This window comes from Gordonia iterans (assembly GCF_002993285.1).
GTDB classification, from domain to species: Bacteria; Actinomycetota; Actinomycetes; order Mycobacteriales; family Mycobacteriaceae; genus Gordonia; species Gordonia iterans.
In genome coordinates this window covers 1,732,048-1,752,939 of the sequence record NZ_CP027433.1, presented here as the reverse complement: position 1 = coordinate 1,752,939, position 20,892 = coordinate 1,732,048, and the positions used below count along the sequence as shown (strand labels likewise).

Sequence of the window (20,892 nt, the reverse complement as noted above, 5' to 3'; positions counted from 1 at the left end):
AAACGCACGACGGCGCGCCGCCCCGGTTCTCCGGGGCGGCGCGCCGTACTGTCGGTAGACGATGAAGCGAGATCTGGCGATCGATGCCACGCGAGGCCTGGCGATCTGGAGCATGGTGAGTCTCCACTTCGCCAACGGCATGCTGATCGCCGTGCCGACCCATGCCTACCCGCTGGTCGACGGCATGAGCGCCTTCGTCCTGTTGTCCGGGCTCATCCTCGGGCTCGTGTACCACCGCTGGATCGATGCGTCGTCGCTGAGGTACGCCTACGGCCGGCTGGCGCGGCGCCTGGTCGCCCTCTACCTCGCGCAGTTGTTCATCTCGCTGACCGCGGTGGCGGTGTGCACGCGGCTCACCGCCCAGCAGTTCCGGATGATCGCGGTCCTCCCGCCGGACGAGTCCGTCCTCGCGCAGGTCTGGTGGGCGGTGACCATGCGGTTCCTGCCCAGTGGCGGCAGCATCCTGGTGGTCTACTTGATTCTCATGACGCTGGCCTTCGTGGTGCTTCCGCTGCTGCAGCACGGCGCGTGGCGGTGGGTGCTCGCCGGATCAGGCGCGCTGTACGTGTGGAGCCAGGTCGCACCGGCGCCCTGGATGGTCGTCGACTCCCACCCCGGCGGCGGTCCGATCCAGAACTGGCTCGCCTGGCAGGTGCTCTTCGTCCCGGCGATGGTCGTCGGCTGGAACTGGTCGCGGTGGCAGGTGGCCGAGCGCATCGACGCGGCGTTGCCGGTCCTCGCGGCGGTGTGCGTGATCGCCGGAGCGACCCTGGCGCACGGCCTGTGGATCGCGGGCTGGCTGCGCCCGATGACCGACCTCATCGGCAAAGTCGGGCTCGGCCCGCTCCGCGCGCTCGCCGCCTGGCTCGTGGTGGCCACCGTCTACGGGGTCTTCCGCCGCCTCCTACAGTGGATGCGGCACGACTGGTTCCGACCGCTGGTGATGGTCGGATCGCGGAGTCTGGACTCCTACGTGATCCAGGCGGTGGCGCTGCTGGCGGTTCCCACGTGGATCGTCTTCCGGCCGTGGGGCGCCGGCCTGTCGACGGTGATCGTCGTCGCGGTCTTCGCCGCGTGCTGGGGCTGGGCCGAGTTCCGTCACCGGATGGAGATCGACAAACTCCACCGCCTGCCGGTGATCGCCGCGCGGGCCGCCCGTCGTCGTGCCCGAGCCGGGGCGCCCGCTTCGGTCCGACCGCGATCTCACCAAGGAGTGCGACTGTGACCACGCGACCCGATCGGCGCCTGCCCGGCACACTCGGCGAGGCCTCGCTCAGCGTGCACGGCGGCAACGCCGGACCCGAGGGCGAAGACTCGCCCGGCACGCCGATCCGCACGCCGATCACGATGGCGAACTCGTACCATCTCCCGCCCGATCCGGCGACCCTCGACTGGTCGAGCCCCGAACACGTCATCTACACCCGCAACACCGGCCTCAATCAGATCGCGCTGCAGCGCAAGCTGGCCGCGCTCGAACACGGCGAAGACGCACTGGTCCTGGCCTCCGGCGTGGCCGCCCTGCACGCGGTCTTCTTCACTCACCTGCGCTCCGGCGACCACGTCGTCGTCTCCGACACGACCTACGAGGCGACCTACAAGCTGTGGACGACGTTGCTGCCCCGCAAGTACGGGATCGAGGCGACCTTCGTCGACGTCTCCGATCTCGCGGCCGTCGCGGCGGCCATCCGCCCGAACACTCGGATGATCACCACCGAGGTGATCGCCAATCCGACGACCAAGGTCGCCGACATCCCCGCGCTGGCCGAACTCGCGCACCGCCGCGACATCCTGCTGACGGTCGATTCCACCTTCACCCCGCCGCCGCTGTACCGGCCGCTGGACGACGGCGCCGATCTGGTGGTCCATTCGCTGACCAAGTACATCAACGGGCACGGCGATGCGATGGGCGGCGCGGTGATCGGCCGCGCCGACCTGGTGTCCCCGATCCGCGCCGAGGCGATGGTCGACGTCGGCGGCGTGATCTCCCCGTTCAACGCCTGGCTCATTCAGCGGGGTTCGGTGACGCTCCCGTTGCGGCTGGCCCGGCATCAGTCGTCGGCGGCCGACCTGGCGCGTTTCCTGGAAGCCGACGAGCGGATCGCCTACGTCTCGTATCCGGGGCTGGAGAGCCACCCGCAGCACGACGTCGCGGCCAGGTTGCTCGGCGGACGCGGCTTCGGCGGGATCATGGCCTTCGCGCTCGACGGCGATCCGGATCTGCAGAACCGGTTCGTCGCCCAGCTGCGGCTGATCACCTCGGCGGTGTCGGTCGGGCACGACGAGTCGCTGATCGTGCACGTCGGCGCATCCGGCCCACGCGTGGCCGCCTACCCCGAGGGCTTCCGAAAGTACGGACACCTTCGCTTTTCGGTGGGACTGGAGGACGTCGGCGATCTGCGCGCCGACCTGTCCGCCGCCCTCGACGCGGTGTCCTGACCCCCTCACCCGTTGAGCCGGCGCGAGGCCCCCGTCGCTCGTTGAGCCGGTGCGAGGCGCCAGCCGAGCGCCGTGTCGAAACGCCCCCCCTCGCTCGTTGAGCCGGAGCGAGGCGCCAGCCGAGCGCCGAGTCGAAACGCCCCCCTTGCTCGTTGAGCCGGAGCGAGGCGCCAGCCGAGCGCCGAGTCGAAACGCCCCCCTTGCTCGTTGAGCCGGTGCGAGGCGCCAGCCGAGCGCCGAGTCGAAACGCCTCTCACTCGCGAGCACAGGCACCCGGCCCGAAACGCCAGCCGAGCCCCCTCCCTCGTTGAGCCGGTGCGAAACGCCAGCCGAGCGCCGAGTCGAAACGCCCCGCCCACAATGCGAAGAACAGAATTGTCAGAGGGCCGCCGTAAAGTGATCTCAAACACACAAGAAGACTCGGAAATCGCAGTTCGACCAGCGGAAACAGCACTTCGGGGGGAGGTGAACATCATGACCGTCAACGGCATCTCGTACAACGACGACGCTGCCGCCGCGAGTGCGCGCGATGGTTCGGTCGCTGCTCCGGCCGGCGCCGATTCCGCCGCTTTCGATCCCGACGCCGTCATCGCCGGCCTCTCGCCGGCCCAGTTGCTGGCGGTACAGACTTCCGCCGAGCAGCGGCTGACCGCTGAGGCGACCGCGCTGGTGGCCGCCGAGTCCGACGACGGCCTGCTGGGGCTGCTCGATGCCCGTGAACAGACCCGCCGCCGCGCCGAAGTGTTCGACGCCGCCCTCTACATCGAGATCTCCGACCGCGGCGTGTACCGCACCGCCGGACACATCTCAGTCCACCAGCTCTACGCCTACGGCGCGCGCCTGGGTGTGGGTGAGGCCCGCCGGCGGCGGGTCACCGCCGAGGGCATCGGCGCGATGGGCGCCCTGTCTGGTGAGCGTCTCGAACCACAGCTGGCCGAGACCGCTACGGCGGTCGCCGACGGGGACGCCGGCGGCGCCCATGTGGCCGCCGTGGCGGAGATCATGGACAAACTCCCCACGGCGGTCACCCACGACGAGCGGGTGAAGGCCGAGGCCATGCTCGCCGGTGCGGCGCGGCGTCTGGACCCTGCCGCGGTGACGGTGGTGGGCAACCGGATCCTGGCGTGGCTCGACCCCGACGGCACCCTGGCCGACGACCACGACCGCAAACGCCGCCGCACATTCAACCTGCAACCGCAGAACCGGCAACTGATGAGCAAAGTCCGGGCCCTGCTCACCCCCGTCCTGCGGGCCAAACTGGAAGTGATCCTGCACCAGTGGGCCACTACGGGGATGAACAACCCCGACGACCCGGACTCCCCGCGCGGGGCGGCAGACCAGCCCGGCCTGGACCCCGCCGTCCTGGCCGCCGCCGCTGAACGGGATATGCGGACGCTCGGGCAGCGGCAGCATGACGCTCTGGAAGCGTTGTGCGACTGGGCCCTGGCGTTGGCCGGTCAGCCCGCACCCACGAGGATTCCGTCGCAGACGGTGGTGACGGTGACTGATGAGGATCTGGCGCGTCAGGCCGGGATCGGCTGGACCGCGACCGGTACCCGGATTCCGGTGTCGGATCTGGTGCAGTTCGCCGCGGACACGGTCCCGTACCTGGCGGTGTTCTCCCAAGCCACCGGACAAATCTTGTATTTGGGGCGGGCGAGTCGGTTCGCGACGGCGGCGCAAAGGTTGGCGCTGTTCGCCCGTGACCGCGGGTGCACCGCGCCGGGCTGCACGGTGCCGTTCATCCGCACTCAGGCGCATCATATGCCCGACTGGACCGACGACGGTGCCACAGACATCGACCGTCTGGGTGGGGCGTGCGGGCGGCACAACCGGATGAACGGTAAAGCCCCGGGGCGGTGGGAGTCGACCGTCCTGACCTTCGGCCCGGACGCCGGACGTGTGGGGTGGCGGCCCGTGGGCCGTGGCACGCGGTGGCAGAGCAATGTTCTGTTCCACCCCGAACGCCTGGTACCCGGCCCTGAACGGCCGGCACCCGACCCCGGACACGGCCACCCCGCCACCGCGGCGGCCGGACCAGACGACCCCGGACCACCCGGCGACCCCGGACAATCCGAGGACTTCGGACCACCGGAGGTTCTCGGGCATCCCGACGTGCCCTGGGTCACCCGAAGATTCTGGACCGCTCGAGGACTTCGGGGATCCCGACGACCTCGGACCATCCGGGGATCCTCGATCACTCGAGGACACCCGGCCACCCGAGGAACTTGGGCGACCTGAGGGGCAGGACTCCGGCCTGGACGACGGTCGATCGAAGCCGACGATCATCGTCCACTACGGGCCGTCCCCGATCCGGGGGAAGAGTCCCGGTCGACCCGCCCTCGAGCGCCGAACAGATCCTCGCCCAACTCCCTGGCACAGACAGCCTGACCGCGCCACCGCGGCCAGGCCGCCCGTGCTGCCCAGGGCAGCTCCGGATTCAAACGAGCCCACCGCAGCGCCCCTCGCTCGTTGAGCCGATGCGAGGCGCCAGCCGAGCGTCGTGTCGAAACGACTCCACCGGACCGTCATTTCGACACGCCGGGCCCTAGCTGTATTTCCCCGTGAGGTTGTGAACGCGGTCTGCGGGGACTTGGCCGCCGATGCCGGTGTGGGGTCGGTGGTGATTGTAGTGGTGGAGCCATGTGTCAAGCCCCGGGTTTCTTGGAGACTGATTTAGTTGGTTTCCTTGGTTGCCAGAGCCGAGTTGGCCTGGACGTGTGATCGGCCTGCAGTGGCCGTGTCAGGCGGCGTTCTTGTCGTCGGCTGCTTGATCGAGGCTGGCCCAGTAGGCGGCCTCGTACTCGGCGGGCGGGACGTGTCCGAGCTCGCCGTGGAGCCGTCGCTGGTTGTACCAGTCGACCCACTCGGCGGTGGCGATCTCGAGGTCATCGATGCCGTGCCACATCCCCTTGCGTCGCTGCCTGGGGCCGCGGACCAGCTCGGCCTTGTACAGCGAGTTCAGCGCCTCGGCCATCGCGTTGAAGCTCCTATAGATTTTCAAGTCGATCAGGCCGCAATTTCGGGTTCGTCGACGCGGGGTTCGGCGGTGGTATCCGGTGTGGGCAGGAGTCGGAAGAGTTCACGTGCGAGGTAGCGCTTGAGGCAGCGGATGATTTCCCGTTTCGACAGGCCCTCGGCGGTGCGACGGGCGACGTAGTCGATGGTGGGCTGGTGCCAGCGCATCCGCACGATGACGACCCGGTACAGCGCGGCGTTGGCCTGGCGGTTCCCACCGCGATAGAGCCGGTGGCGGTTGTTGGTCTTGCCTGATCCGGCCGGGATCGGACAGGCGCCGCACATTTTGGCGAATGCCGCCTCGGACTTGATCCGGTTGGTGTTGTCGCCGGCGGTGATCAGCATCTGGGCCGCAGTGTCGTAACCGACGCCGACAGCCTCGATGAGCCGGGGTGCAGTGGCCGCGGTGAGTGTCTTCAACGACGCGGCGTGAGCCTTGGCCTCTTCATGCAGCGCCAGCCAACGCTGCGCCATTGAGGACAACACATGTCGCATCGCGGCCTCTGGATCGTTCGGGACAACTACGGCTGGTGCTCCACGGCGAACGGGTGGCAATGGGGTCGGGCCTTCCAGTGCCGCGCACGCGGTGATCAGCTTGTGGTCAGTGAGCTTCTCCAACTTTGCGCGCAGCGCTTCGCTTCCCGTCGCGAGGGTCGCTTTGAGTGTGATCATGGTGGTGGTTCGGGCTTGGACGGCACCGTCGTAGGCAATCTTGACCAGCCTGATCGTCTCCACTGCACCATCGGCGGTCTTCGGTGCCGATAAGCCGTGGCCGGCCAGCAGCTGCCGAGCGGCGTGCTCGGCGTCAATGGTGTCGTTCTTCCCCGCGAGACGACGTTCGGCGGCCCGCGCGGGACGGGCGATCTCATGGACCTGGTGGCCGTGGTTGCGCAGGTAGCGGGCCAGGCCGACGCCGTAGGAGCCGGTGCCTTCAACGCCGAACCCGATCAGACTTCCGGCCGGGCCGACCAACGCCAGACAGAAGGTGACGAGCTCGTCGAATCCGGCGACCGTGGCCGAGATGACCACATCACCGAGTCGTCCGCCGAGACCGTCGATCGCGACTGCTACGTGGTTGTCCTTGTGGGTATCGACACCGATGATGACATCGTCACGGCGGAGCTGCATGCTGGACATTAGGCTATGGATTCCTCTCTCGCATTCTGGGTCCATGGCTCAGCTGGCCGGAGTGGGCGGACAGGACTGCGATGAGACCCTGGTCGAGTCAGGCTCCTATCAGGTCACTGCCCACCCGGCCAGCAGCCTGGGTGAACGCCACCACCCGGGGTCGACAGGTCAACGCGAAGACACCCGCAGGGCCGGTCGTAGCAGGGGTCAGACACCAGGTGGTGACGCATACACGATCCTCGCAGTCGTAACTGTCGCCCTTGGACCCCACCGAGGCGACCACGTCGGCCTCAGCGAGCCGCTGGGTGTAGCGGATCGCTCGGTACTGGGCGCCCCTGTCGGAGTGGTGGACCAGTCCGGTCAGGTCCCGCCCGTCGCGCTGGCGACGCCAGATTCCCATCTGCAGCGCGTCCAGGGCGAGGTCGGTGTAGAGGCCCGTCGAGACCTGCCAGCCCACGATCATCCGCGAGTAGACGTCCAGTACGAACGCCGCGTACACCCACCCCGACATCGTCCTCACATATGTCAGATCCGCTACCCACAACCGGTCGGGCCGCGACGCGGTGAAGTCACGGTCGACCAGGTCAGCGGGCCGGCCGGTCTCCGCCGCGGGCCTGGTGGTGCGGGGATGCTTGTCGCGGAGCACACCCCGCAGCCCGGCGGTCCGCATCAGCCGCTCGACCGTGCACCGCGCCACCGACTCCCGGCCCGGCCCCGCCGACTGGCCGGGCTGGCTCGGCATCTGCCGGTTGATCTCGTGCCACACCTTCCTCGCGCCGTAGACCTCCATGTTCTCCTCGTGCACCTTCCTGATCATCTTGGTCAACTCCTCATCACGGATCGACCGCGGCGAAGCGGGCCGAGCCTTGTAGGCGTAGTAGGTCGACGACGCGATCTCGGCACTCGTGCCCTCCAAGGCAGCCAAGACCGGCTGGACGCCGCCGTGTTCCTCCGCAACGGAGTCCACGAACTCGACCCTCAACGCCGTGGGAACAGCTACCTCGCCGGACGGTCCAGCTCCGCGGCGAAGAAAGCCGATGCCTGCTTCAAGATCGTGTTCGCCCGCCGCAACTCACGGTTCTCCCGCTCCAACTCCGCGATCCGGCCCGCCTCGGCCGAGGTGACACCCGGCACGACACCGCCGTCGATCTCGGCCTGCTTCACCCACGTCCGCAACGCCTCGGGATGCACCCCGAGCTGGTCCGCAATCCGCCTAATCGCACCGACCTTCGATGCCGGATCCCGCCGAGCCTCCACCGCCAACCGAGTGGCCCGCTCCCTCAACTCCAACGGGTACTTACGCTGTGCTGCCATCTTCCTCTGTTCCTCCAGGTTTCGATGTCTCCATCAAACCCGGGGCGGGACAATGCGGTGTAGGCGGTTTCTCGTTCGGCTTCGCTGGCATAGGGTTTCGCGTAGGCCCATTCGGCGGCCAGGGTCCGGTTGAAGCGTTCGACTTTCCCGTTCGTCTGGGGCCGGTACGGCTTGGTCTTCTTATGCTTGATCCCGGTCTCGGCGAGGGCTTCGGCGAACATCGCCGAGCGGTAGCAGGAGCCGTTGTCGGTCATCACTGCGGTCACCTGCAATCCGTGTTCGGCGAAGAACGTGTTGGCGCGGCGCCAGAAGCCGGCCGCGGTCTCCTTGCGTTCGTCGTCGAGGATCTCCGAGTACGCCACCCGGGAGTGGTCGTCGACGGCGTGATGGAGGTAGCGGTAGCCACGCGAGCCCGGTGCTCCCGAACGGGCGGCCCGATCACGGACCGCACCGGCGGTACGGTCGGCGGCCGATCCGCGACCATGCACACGCCAGCCACCGCCGTCGGGGACTCGGCCCTGCTTTTTGATGTCGACGTGCACCAGTCGTCCGGGCCGGTCGACCTCATACCGTTTCGGTTGCGGTCGGCGTACCGGCAGTCCGGTGGCCTGGTCGATGTTGGCCAGCAGCGGCATCTGGTAGCGGTCGAGGACCCGGCCGACCGTTGAACGCGCAATACCCAGGTGATAGGCGATCCGATGCGGCCCCCACCGGCGGGTGCAGCGCAGTTTGATGATCCGGCGCTCGGTGCGGCGCGGCAGCCGGGCCGGTGAATGTGCAGGCCGGGAACTGCGGTCAGTCAGGGACTCGCCGGCACGGTAGCGGTCGGCCCACCGCTTCGCCGTGGCCGGTGAACACTGGAACCGCTCGGCGGCACGCCGCAAGGACCAACCTCGGTCCACGACCAGGGAAGCGAGGCGTCGACGCCCCTCGGGTGTCAAAGGTGCGTTAGCGTGAGTCACGAAGACCTCCGTGGCTAGATCGTGAGTGTGGTAACCCACATCCTGCCCGGAGGTCTTCGTCCTACCTCAGATGTTCACAACGTGTCGGGGAAGTACACCTAGCGGGCCCGTCGGCTCAACGAGCGATCAGACCCCGCCCGACCAACGAGCGAGGCGGTCCCTCGACCAATGACGAAATCCCATCGACCGTTGAGCTACGCCGAGCCTCAAGGGCGAGGCGTGTGTCGAAACGCCCCCGCGAAACGCGGATCACTCTGCGCGATAGAGGATCCCGCGTCCGATCGCTTCCCTCACCGCGGGCAGCGCCGCCTCGGCGAGCGCATCGGTGTCCACCCCGTGAAAGTCGGCGAGCAAGCTCAGCAGCACCCGCAGTGAGACCTCGCCGCGGGCCCCGGCGAGCAGAGCGGTCATCACCTCGTCGACGGGCAGCACTGCACCGGGGCCACCCGGGCGGGTGACCGACGACGAGATCTCCTGCCATCCCGCGCTCCCCTCCTCCCCGCCGGCGCTGAGCGACTGGGTCTCCAGGAACACCGGCGACGTGCACAGGGCGGCGTCGAGCAGATCGGCGTCCGACGTCGCGCGCAGGAAGTCTCGTCGCGCCCACCATGCCTGCGCCTCGAACCCGGTCACCTCCTGACCGGCCCCGGTGATCTCCTCGATCACCACGTCCGGCTCGCGGTCTTCTGCAGGTTTGCGCAGCAGCACCAGGCCCATGCCGATCCCGGCGATCTGCTCGCGCTCGAACCAGTCGAGCCACTGCGCGCCACGCCGCGCCGCACTCTCCGGGGTCTCCCCCGCGTCGGCGATCCACAGTGAGATGTAGGAAATCGGATCGGCGAGCTCACGCTGCACCACCCATGCGTCCAGACCAGTTCCGCGCACCCACGCGCCGATGCGGCGCTCCCAGTCGTCCTCGTCGTGCACGATCCAATTCGCGAGCAACTGCGCCGTGCCGCCGGGTTCCAGGTGATCGGCGACCTGCTCGATCAGCCGCCGGCTGATGCCGTCGCCCTCGATGCCAGAGTCGCGGTAGATGTAGTCTTGCGCGCCGGCACCGACGACGAACGGCGGGTTGGCGACGATCAGGTCGAACCGCTCGCCCGCCACCGGCTCGAACAGGCTCCCCTGCCTCAGATCCCATTCCATGCCGTTCAGCCGGGCGGTGGCCGCGGCCAGCGCCAGGGCGCGCGGATTGGTGTCGGTGGCGACGACGGTGTCGCAATGCGAGTCCAGGTGAAGCGACTGGATCCCGCAACCGGTGCCGAGATCCAGCGCGCGGGCGACAGGCGTCCGGATCACCGCCTGCGCGAGGGAGATCGACGCTCCGCCGATGCCCAGCACGTGATCGTGCGCGAGCGGCCCGGCGCTCAGCAGCGCATCCTGATCGGAGACGACGAGGTGGTCACGCTCGTCGCTCATGTGCGGGCGGATGTCGAGGATCGCGCGAACGCCGTCGTCGTCCCTGCGCAGCACCCCCTGCTCCATCAGCGTGGTGACTGAGATCGGCGAAAACGCCTGCGCCACAGCTTCTTCGGGCTCGGTGCTACCGAGGAGAAAGAGCCTGATCAGGGTGGCGAGGGGTCGTCGTGCGTCGTCGGCCCGATCGGTCGCACGCAGGGCCGGCCACCACGTGCCGCCGACCAGTGCCTCTGCGGCCTGTTCACCCAGCAGTCCGGCGATGCCGTCTGAGGTGTATCCACGGTCACGGAGGACGACCCCGAGGGCTTCGACGACGGCGGGATCGGACAGCGGCACGGCACTCGAGGACGGATCGTTCACCCGCACGAGGCTACCGGTGCGTGGCAGGCTCGACGGGCGATGACCAGTCTGGCCCCGGCGGGCCGCTCCCGGATCGGCGACCTGGTCGCGGTCTGATAGGACGCGGCGACTACCTTCTCGATCCGTCCGGCCACTACCTGGAACTGATCACCCGGCCGTACCTCTGAGCGGCGACCGACTCGCTCCGCATATCCTTGTCGACCGTGGAACAGCCAGAGATCAGCGGCCTCATCGGTGAACGTCTCCGCGAGGCCGGCAACGCCCGCAGACTCTCGGTCGCCGCGCTCACTCCGAGCGCAGACGCACCGCCGTCGACGAGTGCCGAGCCGACCGGAGGCCTCCCCTTGCCGACTCTGCCGACGGTTCCCGCGCTGGCGCGCGGAATCCGCAGCGGTGTGCACCGACTGCTCGCGCGGCGGGGCGCAGCCTCGCAGAACCGGGTCCTCGACGTCCGGACCGAGGACGGAGTCACCACCGAGATCCGCGCACTCGACCTCGTCCCCGGGCCGGACTCGGCCGTCTCCGGCGGTCATCCCCGCGCGACGGCCCAGCTGCTGGTGACCGCCGGGCGGATCCGGGCGGCCTCACCCGAGGGCGCCCTGGAGCTGAACACCGGTGAGGCGCTCACCTGGGACGGCGACGTCGAGCACCGCTTCGTCGCGCTCGACGACCGACCCGCGGGGGCCGTCGTCGTCGTTCACCGTCCCGACGCGACAAGTTCGCGACACTTTCGTATCTAAACCGCTACGACGCCGCCCCTTCTCCGGTAACGTCCCGCCTGTTCAGGTCGGTCGGGTCACTGGAGCAACGTGAAGAAGTCGGGACGCCCGCGCGCGCAGCACTGGTTCGTGGAAGCAACGACCGTCGTGGTCATCGGGACGTTCCTGGCGCAGGCCGCCGCACCGGACAGCCGGGCGGTGGAACTCGCCGCCGCGCCGGCGGCGGCGCACGCAGTGCCCGTCGCCCATCAGGACGCCGGCGCGCCGCCGGCCGAGACCTTCCAGGAGCGGCAAGAGCGCATCGCGGCGAGCCCGAAGCCCCTACTCGAACCGCTCAAGGAGAACGAGGGCGCCGACACCACCTGCGTGAGCGGCGAGTTCACCACGCTCGCCGTCGTCTTCGATTCGCTGGTGCAGTCGACGATCCCGAGTCTGCCGCCCGCGCTGCAGCGCGCCGCACGCCAGCAGCAGAAGCTGATCCGGCGCGACATGCAGAACATCACGGTGTCGACGCTGGCGATCTCCGAACACCCCTGGACGCTCGGCGCCGACGACGACGATCCCGCGGTCAAGTACCGGACCCCGCACTCTCAGGTGCTGCTGTCCGGGCTGCTCAAGATCCGGGACGGCCGCGAGAACGAGGCGATTCCGGTCGCCAACATCACGCTCTCGCAGGCGGTGGAGACGGCCTGGCTGTACTTCTTCACCACGGTGCTGGCGCCGGCGCGGCTCGCCGTCGAGGTGGGCCCGCACGTCTTCGACCTCGGCGGCGCGCCCATCGAGGCACTGAGCTTCGTCTCGTACAGCCTGCTGCTGACGGTCGGCTTCGCCGCCACCCGGCTCGGCCTGACCGCGCTCTACGACGCGATCAGCGCCGCCGTGCTGAATCAGTGCGTCGCCCGGGTCACCGACGAGCAGAAGGACCTAGCCGGCAAGCCGAGCGACGACGTCGTCTACGACATCCCGATCCACCCGATCATCCGCTCGATCGCCGAGCAACTGGGCCTGGCCGATGCCCAGAGCTGCACCCCGATCGGCGACCTCTCGTTGGGGAGGATCGTGACCCGCACCGCCGAGGCGGCCAAGGCGCAGACCGGCCCGGCCGGCAAGCGCCGCATCGACGCCGAGACCAAGCGCATCCTGCGCCAGATGAAGTCCGTCCGGATCCCCCACCACCTGATCCCCGCCGATCCAGCCGACTTCAGCACGCTGGAGACGATGGGCTCCTACATCGGCGGCGCAATCCCCTACCTCGGCGGCGCTCCGCTGGACATCCTGATCGGGCTGGGCCACAACCTCGGCTCCGGCGCGAACCTGGCCGAGACGGTGCCCCTTCACGATCTGACCGTCACCAAGTCGCTCACGGCCGCTTACTACTCGTACTACCTGGCCGTTCACCTGTTCACCGAGATCGGCGACGCGCTGACGAATCCAGCCGGCATCGCTCCCGCACCGTTCCGGATCATCGGCGCGACGCTGAACCTGCCGCTGACCTACGGCCTGGTGACCTACCACCACGTCGTGCGCGGCATGTGCCTGCGCGAGGACGACACCACCGGCACCGGGCTGGGCGCGGAGAAGAACAAGACCGACTACGCGAACGGGGTGCGCACCCCGAAGCCCAGGCAGACATCCACTCCCGGACGCAGCACTCCACGCAGCCGGGCGACCGACCACGACGTCAATGGTCCGCGCCGAGGCCTCCGGTGAGGCGGGCGTGGAAAGCGCTCGTGTAGTCGTTCATCCCGACGAACTCGACGTCCTTGCCGTGCTGTGCGTATTTGGTCTCGATCGCGTCCAGCGCGGCGACAGTCGAGGCGTCCCAGACGTGTGATTGGGAGAGGTCGATCACCACCCGGTCGGGATCGTCGAGGTAGTCGAACATGGTGGTGAGGTCGTTGCTGGAGGCGAACAGCAGTTGCCCCGTGACGGTGTAGCGGGCGGTCTGCTCACCGTTCTGTTCGGTGATCTCGCGCGTGACGTCGACGAGGTGAGCGACACGGCGCACGAACATCACGCTCGCCACGAACACTCCCACCACGACCCCGATCGCAAGGTTGTGAGTCGCGACGACGACGGCGACGGTGACGACCATGACCGCAGTCTCGCTCTTCGGCATCCGCTTGAGCGTGGCGGGCCTGACGGAGTGCCAGTCGAAGGTCGCGACTGAGACCATGATCATGACGGCGACCAGCGCGGCCATCGGAATGATCGCGACCACGTCGCCGAGCGCGACGATGAGGACCAGCAGGAACACGCCGGCCAGGAACGTCGAGATGCGGGTACGTGCACCGGAGGCCTTGACGTTGATCATGGTCTGCCCGATCATCGCGCACCCGCCCATGCCGCCGAAGAAGCCCGACACCAGATTGGCGACACCCTGCCCCCAAGACTCGCGGGTCTTGTTCGAACGGGTGTCGGTGACGTCGTCGACGAGCTTGGCCGTCATCAGCGACTCCAGCAGTCCGACCAGCGCCATCGCGAGCGCGTAGGGCGCGATGATCGTCAGCGTCTCCCAGGTCAAGGGCACGTTCGGGACGAACAGCTCGGGCAGGCTCCTGGGGAGTTCGCCCTGGTCACCGACGTTGGGCACCTGAATCGAGAAGATCACCACCGCGGCCGTGACGAGGACGATCGACACCAGTGGCGCCGGGACGACCTTGGTGATCTTCGGCGTGAACACCATGATCACCAGCCCGGCCGCGACCAGCGGGTAGACCGCCCAGGGCACGTCGACCAAGTGCGGGAGCTGGGCGGTGAAGATGAGGATCGCCAGCGCGTTGACGAAGCCGACCATCACGCTGCGCGGAATGAACCTCATGAGTCTGGCCACCCCGCACACCGCAAGCACGATCTGCATCACGCCCGCGAGCAGCACGGTGGCGATGAAATAGTCCATGCCGTACTCGCGGGCGACCGGGGCGATGACGAGGGCGATCGCTCCGGTGGCAGCGGTGATCATCGCCGGACGCCCGCCGACGAACGCGATGGTGATCGCCATGATGAACGACGAGAACAGGCCGACCTTGGGGTCGACCCCGGCGATGATGGAGAAGCTGATCGCTTCGGGAATCAGGGCGAGGGCGACGACGAGACCGGCGAGGACTTCGCGAGTGAGAATGCGGGGCGACTTGAGCGCCGTCATCACCGACGGCTCGGCGCGGTAGCGGTCGTCGGCGTTCGCGGTCACCGTGCGCATGAAACTGGCCTCCAAGGTCCGCCGCGACTCATGGCTCCGTCGCGAACGAGTCCAACGCGCCGAAACGCGACTATCCCGTTCCCGGGGCATGGTCGCCGGAGATCGCCCGCCGTGTGCGGACACAGGCCACGACTCTAACGTAACGTAAGGGTTGGATCGAATCGAGAGGGAAAGGGCCACGCGATGCCGGAGACCGGGATGATGCAGATCGGGGAGCTTGCTCAGCGCACCAGCCTGTCGCTGCGGACGATCCGCCACTACGACCAGATCGGGCTGCTCACTCCGTCGGGAAGGTCGGCAGGCGGGTTCCGCCTCTACACCGACGACGACTACGACCGACTCATGCTCATCCGCCGAATGAAGCCGCTCGGCTACTCCCTGGAGCAGATGGGCGATCTGCTTCGCGCGCTGGACAGCATGCGGTGCGACGACGAAACCGGGACCGACGGCGCCATCGCCATGTCGCACTTCCTCACCGACGCACAAGAACGGCGGGCCAAGCTCACCGAGCAACTCGCTGCCGCCGACGAGTTCATCCGGCTGCTCAGCGCGCACATCGAACAGTAGGGCGGCGCATCACGAGCTCTGCCGCCGCCATCCGTCCAGGCCTGTCGATCCATCTCGGAGCACCCGATTCCGTGCGCGAGGGGGGACTCGAACCCCCACGTCCGGAGACACTGGAACCTAAATCCAGCGCGTCTGCCAATTCCGCCACTCGCGCATGCGGGTCACACGTTACCCGCAGCCTTCCGTCCGCCGGGAACCCGAGTCAGCGCAGCCCGGTGGGATACGGGCGGTCCTCGACGATCGTCCTCATCACCAGCGTCGAGGTCAGCCGCTGGACGCCGGGGAGCACACCGAGCACCTCGTCCTGCAGCCGCGCGTACGCATCCATGTCGGCGGTACGCACCCGGAGCAGATAGTCGGGGTCGCCGAAGAGCCGCTGAGCGGTGATCACGTTCGGGACCTTCGCCACCTGGTCCTCGAAGGCGAGCAGCGACGCACGATGCTCCTGATTCATCGTGACGAACACCAGCGCCTCAAAGCCGAGTCCCACCTGCTCCGGATCGATCATCGCGCGATAGCCGGTGATCGCCCCCGACTTCTCCAGATCGCGGACACGGCGGTGCGCCGGCGAGACCGTCAGTCCGACGCGGGCAGCGAGGTCGGTCAGGCTGAGCCGCCCGTCCGCTTGCAGCTCCGAAAGAATCTTCCGATCTATCCGATCCACAGCGACTATTCTTCCACAGTCCTCCCAATTCGGCAGAAAGGTCAGGAACACTTTCTCCCTGTTCATCGATACGGTTTGCATACGAAGAAGGGAGACCCCATGGACCTCGCCACCACCCTCGCGTTCGCGCTGCTGGCACTGTCGCTGATCGCCGTCCCCGGCCCGGACTGGGCATTCGTGCTCGGCTCCGGCGTCCGTGATCGAAAGGTCGCCCGGGCGGTCGGCGGCCTGATGGTCGGCTACCTCCTGATCGCCGCGGCGGTGGCGGCCGGCGCCGGCGCCCTGATCGCCCGGACCCCGCTGATCCTCACCCTGCTGACTGTGGGCGGCGCGGTGTACCTCGTGTACCTGGGCGTCACGACGCTCCGCAGCGCATCGAGTACCACGATCAGCGCAGAACTCAGCGCACCGGCCGGCGGTCACCTCCGCCGGGGCGTCGCGGTGAGCAGTCTCAACCCGAAGGGCATCCTGCTGCTCCTGGCGATCCTGCCGCAGTTCACGACACCCGACGGCGGCTGGCCGCTGACGGCGCAGCTCGCGACCCTCGGTGTGCTGTACGTGCTGCTGGCCGGCGGGTTCTATCTCTCCCTCGGGCTGACAGCCGACCGGATGCTGGCCAGCAGACCGCGGGCCGCGCGACTGGTGTCACGGGTGTCCGGCGTCGCGATGGTCGTCGTCGGAGCGAGCCTCGTCGTCGAACGATTCGTGATCGCCCACTGACCCGCGAACCACACGGGACACTAGACCTGCCAGCCCTCCGACTCGCGCCAGCGCTTCCACAGGTCGGCGAACACTCCGCCGCGGGCGAGCAGATCGTCCACCCGGCCTGACTCGACGACGGCGCCCTCGTCGAGCACCACCACCTGATCGGCCAGTGACACCAGTGCCGGGCGGTGCGTCACGATCACCGTCGTCCGTTCCCCGCGCACCTGTTCCAGGGCGTCCACCACGGCGCGCTCGGTGATCGTGTCGAGGGCCGACGTCGCCTCGTCGATCAGCAACAGCCCGGACGGCTTGGCCAGTGCGCGGGCCAGGCCGACGCGCTGGCGCTCGCCGCCGGACAGCGCGTTGCCGGCCTCCCCGACGCGCGAGTCCCAGCCCGACGGCAACGTCTCGAGGAGTTCGGTGAGACGAGCGCGCTCGGCGAGCACCGCCAGCCCGCCGTCGTCGACCGCGCCGATGTTCTGTCGGAGCGTGCCCGGCCGCAACTGAGTGCTCTGGAAGACGACCGAGACCGCGGCCAGCCGCGCCGCAGCGGACACCGTCCCGCCGTCTATCAGTACGGCGCCCTCGGTCGGCTCGCGGAGTCCGGCGAGAACGTCGAGCAGCGTCGATTTGCCCGATCCGGACCCCCCGACGATCACGGTGATTCCGCCCGCGGGCAACGACAGGTCCACGCTCTCCAGGGCCCGGGTGCCGTCCGGGTACACGAACCCGAGCTCGCGGGTCCCGAGCACCCGCGGACGCGCGTCGGTCCGGACCGCCGCAGCACGCGGATCACCTTCGCGCTCGTGCTCCTCGACCAGTTCGCGCACCGTCTGCAACACGCGGGCCGCCGACGCCGACGGCGTCGACAGCAGCGAGAGCGAACCGGTCGTTTCGACGATCCGCAGCAGAACGACGACCATGGCGGCCGCGGTCACGCCGGACAGGTCGCCGGACAGATACAGCGCACCGGTGGTGGCGCCGAAAGCCAGCAGCACCAGCTGCAGCACCACCGAGAAGAGCGTGTCGCCGGGGATCTGCCAGGCCAGCAGCTTCAGACCGCGCGACCGCGACGCCGCCAGCACCTCGTCCACCGTGCCGGTACCCGCGCCTGCGCCGCGCAGAGTCGGCTGGGCCCACGCGAACTCGAGGACGCGGTCGTCCAGATCGCGTCCCGCGTCGGCGAAGGCCTCCTCGGAACGGGCGATCGCCCGGCGGCTCGCGGCGAGCGCGGCGAACATCGCGATGCCGCCGGCCAGCGCGACCAGCGCCAGCTGCCAGGCCACGCCCAGCAGCATCAGCGCGAGCAACGGCGTCAGCAGCAGGGCGTGGATCAGCGGAGACCCCAACAGCACCACCATCGACACCGACTCGGGGGCGGCGGTCGCGACCAGGTCGCGCAGCTTGGACGCCCGCGTGGAGTGCAGTTCCCCCGGGTCGAGCCGCCGGATCGCGGAAAGCCCCGCGGACTCGATCCGATCGATGAAGCTGAAGCCCAGGCGCAGGCCGGCACGAGTCGCGACCATGTCGGCGGCCCAGGCCACGATCAGCTGCAGCACCAGCAGCCCGACCCACGGCCAGGCCTGCGACGGTCGATCCCCGAACAGTGCGTTCAGCAGTGGGATGAGGGTCATCACGGAGGCAGCCTGCAGGGCCGTCGACAGCACGGTGAGCGTCACGAACAACCGTCGCGGGGCCCGTCCCTGGGCGCCGGTGACGGCGACGACGTCGGAGTAGATCATGACAGCGCCTCCATGGCCGATGCGTGCATTCTGGCGTACAGGCCCCCGGCGGCCACGAGCTCGTCGTGCGTTCCCTGTTCGACGATCCGGCCCTCGTCGAGCACCACGATCGAATCGGCCTGCGCGACGGTGTGCAGCCGGTGCGCGATCACCAGGACCGTCCGGCCCGCCAGCAGCCGCGAAAGCCCCTGACGCACCTCCCATTCCGAGTCCGGGTCGGCGGCGGCGGTCGCCTCGTCGAGCACCACCACGCGCGGATCGCCCAGGATCGCCCGCGCGATCGCGATGCGCTGGCGCTGACCGCCCGACAGGCTGTCGCGGTCGATCACCGTGTCGTAGCCCTCGGGAAGCGCCTCGATCACCTCCGCGATGTACGCGGTGCGCGCGGCGGCCACGATCTGCTCACGCGTCGCATCGGGCATCCCGAGCGCGATGTTCTCGGCGACGGTGCCGTGCACCAGCTGGACGTCCTGCAGCACGACGGCGATCTGGCGCCGCAGCGCCTCCTCGTCGAACCGCCGCAGATCGACTCCGTCGAGGCTGACCGACCCGGCATCGGGGTCCCACAGGCGCGCGGCGAGCGCCGCGACCGTGGACTTGCCCGCACCCGACGGCCCGACCACGGCGGTGGTGCCGCCCGGCGGAAGGTCCAGGGTGAACCCGGTGAGCACGTTCCGTCCCGCCGTGTAGGCGAAGTCCACCTGCGAGAAGCGCAGCGCGGCCGGACCGGCTCCGGCCGCGGTGACGGCCTCATCGGGCTCGGGACGCGCCAACTCGGGGGCGGTGAGCAGCAGGTCCAGGGACGACTTGGCGGCCATGCCCTCGCGCAGGCCGTTGGCCGCGTACGACGCCGCCAGCAGCCGGTCGCCGAACGAGGTGCCCAGGATCAGGAACGGCAAGATCGCGGTCGCCGGCATCCAGCCGATCACGATCAGTCCGGTGCCGGCCAGCGCGACCAGGACCATCGAGGTCATCGGCCGGTTGAGCTGGATCAGAATCGCCTTGGTGTCGATGGTGGCGTGCTGCCAGTCCTTCAGGAACCGGCCCATCGCCGAGACCTCGCCGGGCAGATCCACGGTCGCCGCATCGCCGAAGACCCGGCTCACCGGCTGGGCGGTGATGTAGCGCTCGGCGTCGCCGGGCAGGGTCGCGCTCCACTGCAGCATCCGCGTCAGGCGCGGCCGGTCACCCGCGGACATGCGGATCACCAGCACCAGGTAGACCACGACGGGCACCAGCAGCACCAGCGCCAGCGTCCAATTCACCGCGAAGAGGTAGCCGAGGATCACCAGCGGCGTCACGACGGCGGTGACCAGATCCATCACGGCGTGCGTCACCAGGTAGTGCAGTGCGTTGATGTCGTCCTGCGCGAGCTTGCGGACCTCGGCGGGACGTCGTCCGAGGAACCAGCCGAGCGGGAGGCGAGTGAACTTCTCCATCACCTTGCGACGCAGGGCCGCCGCGAAGAACTGGTCGTAGAAGTGCAGCGCGGTGATCAGCATCGCGCTGAGCGCGGTGCCCGCCAGGAGCACGATCACGCCGATCGACCCGATCCGCAGCAGTTCGGTGCGATCAGCTCCGGCGACGAGACGTTGAGCCAGCTCCGCGAACAGGATCAGCGGCACGACGGCCAGCGCGGCCAGCACCAGCGCGAGGACGCCCGAGAGCACGAACGCCGGCCGCGCCGAACTCAGCACGGACTCGGCGGCGACTTGCGGGGTCTCCGGAACCGCAGCGGACGGTGTGCCGCCGGTGGGCTGCCCTGCCGTCGTCCCGCGTGCAGCCTCGGCCGGTGCCTCTGTCTGCTTGCCCATCGCCTTGCCGACGATCCAGTACGCCTGGGCGTGCATGGTGCCCTTGTTGTGGCCGTGGTCTCCGGCGAGCTTGGTGCGGACCAGTCGGGTCGCCTTGCTCTCCGCGGCGACCCATGACTTCCAGCCGCGGTAGTCGTCGTCGCCGAGCGCATCGACCAGGGCGCGTCCGTCCGGACGCGACGGCACCCAGGCCAGATCCAGGTCGGGATGCTCGGGCACGGGAAGGTCGGGGTCGTCGTCGTGCGTGTACTCGATCAGCGCACGGATGGGCACGCCGACGGGGGCGGCGCCGATGATCGAGACGATGCCGGGCCACGCCGCGACGTCCCCCACCAGCAGATACCCGGCGGGCTGCGGGTCGTCGAGCCCCCACCCGTCGCCGCCCATGCGCTGCATCACGAGCTGGTCTCCGGGTTCGGCGTGCTGCGCCCAGTTCGACGCGGGCCCGGCGGGTTCGTGGATGAGGAAGCAGATCGAGAAGGAGCCGGTCGCCGGATCCGGATCCATCAGCGTGTAGCCGCGCTGGTATTCCTTGCCGCCGCCCTCGACGTCGGGGAACCAGGCCCGAATCCACGCCGACGGCTTCTCGCCTTCGGCATACAAGAGCGTGTCGCTCACGAAGTCGATGCGCAGAACCGCCGAGGACACTCGCTCGATCCCGACCACCGTCGCCAGATGTTCCTTGGCGCCGAGGGCGCGGAGCACCGCGCCCTGAAATCCCTTGCCCACGCGAAACCCCGTCTTCTCGGCAGCGAATTTAGGGTCAGCTTACTCGCCTCGCCCGCTCGTCTACCCGCTGGTAGACGCACGACGCCGAACCTGCGCGCCCGCCGACCCGGCGT

Annotated in this window: 16 protein-coding genes, 1 tRNA gene and 2 pseudogenes; 7 read left to right on the top strand and 12 right to left on the bottom strand. The window is 68.9% G+C overall.

The features are described from left to right. Positions 1 to 61 precede the first annotated feature (61 nt). The 3 genes from opgC (at position 62) to C6V83_RS08040 (ending at position 4,677) form a co-directional block, all read left to right on the top strand. Positions 62 to 1,225: an OpgC domain-containing protein gene (gene opgC, locus C6V83_RS08050; RefSeq protein ID WP_105941959.1), complete on the top strand. Its 1,164-nt coding sequence runs from the start codon at positions 62 to 64 to the stop codon at positions 1,223 to 1,225. 53 nt (positions 1,226 to 1,278) lie between these two features. After that, positions 1,279 to 2,436, top strand: coding sequence for a trans-sulfuration enzyme family protein (locus tag C6V83_RS08045; RefSeq protein WP_267893986.1), 1,158 nt, complete (start codon positions 1,279 to 1,281; stop codon positions 2,434 to 2,436). A 474-nt stretch (positions 2,437 to 2,910) separates the two neighbouring features. Beyond that, a complete protein-coding gene (locus C6V83_RS08040; protein WP_159067470.1) occupies positions 2,911 to 4,677 on the top strand; it encodes an HNH endonuclease signature motif containing protein in 1,767 nt (588 codons plus the stop codon). A 307-nt stretch (positions 4,678 to 4,984) separates the two neighbouring features. Here the strand turns inward: C6V83_RS08040 and C6V83_RS18175 are convergent. The 7 genes and pseudogenes from C6V83_RS18175 to C6V83_RS08010 all read right to left on the bottom strand — a co-directional run. Beyond that, a pseudogene (locus C6V83_RS18175) lies at positions 4,985 to 5,086 on the bottom strand (IS481 family transposase); the annotation flags it as partial. 93 nt (positions 5,087 to 5,179) lie between these two features. Continuing rightward, positions 5,180 to 5,419, bottom strand: a pseudogene (locus C6V83_RS08035) (integrase core domain-containing protein); the annotation flags it as partial. Between the two features lie 26 nt (positions 5,420 to 5,445). After that, complete coding sequence (locus tag C6V83_RS08030; protein WP_105940840.1) at positions 5,446 to 6,591, bottom strand: IS110 family RNA-guided transposase; 1,146 nt, start codon at positions 6,589 to 6,591, stop codon at positions 5,446 to 5,448. Positions 6,592 to 6,679: 88 nt separating this feature from the next. Beyond that, positions 6,680 to 7,564, bottom strand: a complete 885-nt coding sequence (locus tag C6V83_RS08025) for an IS3 family transposase (protein WP_267893963.1) — start codon at positions 7,562 to 7,564, stop codon at positions 6,680 to 6,682. Between the two features lie 14 nt (positions 7,565 to 7,578). Next, a complete protein-coding gene (locus tag C6V83_RS08020; protein WP_105943810.1) occupies positions 7,579 to 7,896 on the bottom strand; it encodes a transposase in 318 nt (105 codons plus the stop codon). Further along, positions 7,863 to 8,858, bottom strand: a complete 996-nt coding sequence (locus C6V83_RS08015) for an IS481 family transposase (protein ID WP_407646265.1) — start codon at positions 8,856 to 8,858, stop codon at positions 7,863 to 7,865. Before C6V83_RS08015 ends, C6V83_RS08020 begins: the two co-directional genes overlap by 34 nt. Positions 8,859 to 9,107: 249 nt before the next feature. Beyond that, positions 9,108 to 10,640, bottom strand: a complete 1,533-nt coding sequence (locus C6V83_RS08010; RefSeq protein WP_105943809.1) for a DUF7059 domain-containing protein — start codon at positions 10,638 to 10,640, stop codon at positions 9,108 to 9,110. A gap of 203 nt (positions 10,641 to 10,843) precedes the next feature. Between C6V83_RS08010 and C6V83_RS08005 the strand changes: the two genes are divergently transcribed. After that, positions 10,844 to 11,380 carry a cupin domain-containing protein gene (locus C6V83_RS08005; RefSeq protein WP_105941956.1) on the top strand — a complete coding sequence of 179 codons (537 nt, stop codon included), beginning with the start codon at positions 10,844 to 10,846 and terminating at the stop codon, positions 11,378 to 11,380. Between the two features lie 69 nt (positions 11,381 to 11,449). Then, a complete protein-coding gene (locus C6V83_RS08000; protein ID WP_105941955.1) occupies positions 11,450 to 13,069 on the top strand; it encodes a hypothetical protein in 1,620 nt (539 codons plus the stop codon). On the opposite strand, the gene C6V83_RS07995 is transcribed toward C6V83_RS08000, so the two are convergent. After that, positions 13,041 to 14,558: a SulP family inorganic anion transporter gene (locus tag C6V83_RS07995; protein WP_105941954.1), complete on the bottom strand. Its 1,518-nt coding sequence runs from the start codon at positions 14,556 to 14,558 to the stop codon at positions 13,041 to 13,043. The two genes, C6V83_RS08000 and C6V83_RS07995, sit on opposite strands and share 29 nt — an antisense overlap. Before the next feature lie 183 nt (positions 14,559 to 14,741). On the opposite strand from C6V83_RS07995, the gene C6V83_RS07990 reads away from it, so the two are divergent. After that, positions 14,742 to 15,125 (top strand): MerR family transcriptional regulator, encoded by a 384-nt coding sequence (locus tag C6V83_RS07990; RefSeq protein WP_105941953.1) that lies wholly within the window; start codon positions 14,742 to 14,744, stop codon positions 15,123 to 15,125. A 72-nt stretch (positions 15,126 to 15,197) separates the two neighbouring features. On the opposite strand, the gene C6V83_RS07985 is transcribed toward C6V83_RS07990, so the two are convergent. Then, positions 15,198 to 15,279 (bottom strand) — tRNA-Leu (locus C6V83_RS07985). A gap of 48 nt (positions 15,280 to 15,327) precedes the next feature. After that, positions 15,328 to 15,789: an Lrp/AsnC family transcriptional regulator gene (locus C6V83_RS07980; RefSeq protein WP_105941952.1), complete on the bottom strand. Its 462-nt coding sequence runs from the start codon at positions 15,787 to 15,789 to the stop codon at positions 15,328 to 15,330. 99 nt (positions 15,790 to 15,888) lie between these two features. Here C6V83_RS07980 and C6V83_RS07975 point away from each other — a divergent pair, with 99 nt between their 5' ends. Next, positions 15,889 to 16,509 (top strand): LysE family translocator, encoded by a 621-nt coding sequence (locus C6V83_RS07975; protein WP_105941951.1) that lies wholly within the window; start codon positions 15,889 to 15,891, stop codon positions 16,507 to 16,509. A 20-nt stretch (positions 16,510 to 16,529) separates the two neighbouring features. Here the strand turns inward: C6V83_RS07975 and C6V83_RS07970 are convergent, their stop codons facing one another. Then, complete coding sequence (locus C6V83_RS07970; protein ID WP_105941950.1) at positions 16,530 to 18,236, bottom strand: ABC transporter ATP-binding protein; 1,707 nt, start codon at positions 18,234 to 18,236, stop codon at positions 16,530 to 16,532. Next, positions 18,233 to 20,779 (bottom strand): ABC transporter ATP-binding protein/permease, encoded by a 2,547-nt coding sequence (locus C6V83_RS07965; RefSeq protein WP_105941949.1) that lies wholly within the window; start codon positions 20,777 to 20,779, stop codon positions 18,233 to 18,235. The genes C6V83_RS07970 and C6V83_RS07965 overlap by 4 nt, the downstream gene beginning before the upstream one ends. Positions 20,780 to 20,892 lie beyond the last annotated feature (113 nt).